The following is a 611-nucleotide window of genomic DNA, read 5'->3' as shown; positions in this document are numbered from 1 at the left end:
TGCGGCCGGCGTCGTCGAGATAGACGACGGACGGCGGCGCGATCCGGCTCTTACCGTGGAAGGATTCGACGATCCGCACCAGCGCCGTCGCCGTCGCCGGCGGGCAGTCGGCCGTACAGCTCTTCTGGTAGTAGCGCGACTCGTTGCCGTCGGCGCGCAATTCCCTGGACACCCGGCCCAGACCGTCGACTTCCCACTGCGTGGCCAGGCCGTTCGGTCCGACCCGCTCCAGCCGCGCGCCGCTGCCGGCGTCGTAGCGGTGGCGCTCTTGGTGGCCCAGCGCGTTCGTCGCCGTCGCCGGGAAGCGGCCGTTGGCGTCGTAGGTCGTGGCGCTGAGCACCCGGCTCTGCGCCGTGGCGGGCAGCGGATAGATCCACTCCTGCGTTACCTTGCCGCCAGGCACTCAAGGAACGGCAACGTCCCAAGGCGGAACTATTCGTTTAAACGCGTCTACTATAAAATGGGACTGGACAAGTAGGCGATGTCGAGCCAGGACGATGCCAATAAGGGACTGGAAAGCGGTAGTTGTCAACAAAGTTGTCGCGTCACTTCATGCAGCCAGCTTCACTAATTCAGGTTCAGCCCGTTCCGGATTGAGCCAAACCTCGTCC

General features: G+C 64.5%; 1 protein-coding gene. It reads right to left on the bottom strand.

The genetic code is table 11. From position 1 onward, the window contains the following. The coding region (locus H7U20_RS03170) for a hypothetical protein (RefSeq protein WP_199518167.1) at positions 1-403 on the bottom strand (403 nt) is incomplete at its 3' end. Positions 404-611 lie beyond the last annotated feature (208 nt).

The organism is Rugamonas violacea (genome assembly GCF_016461825.1).
Taxonomy (GTDB): domain Bacteria; phylum Pseudomonadota; class Gammaproteobacteria; order Burkholderiales; family Burkholderiaceae_D; genus Rugamonas.
Note: the sequence above shows the minus strand (reverse complement) of the source record. Positions and strands in the feature narration are given on the sequence as shown.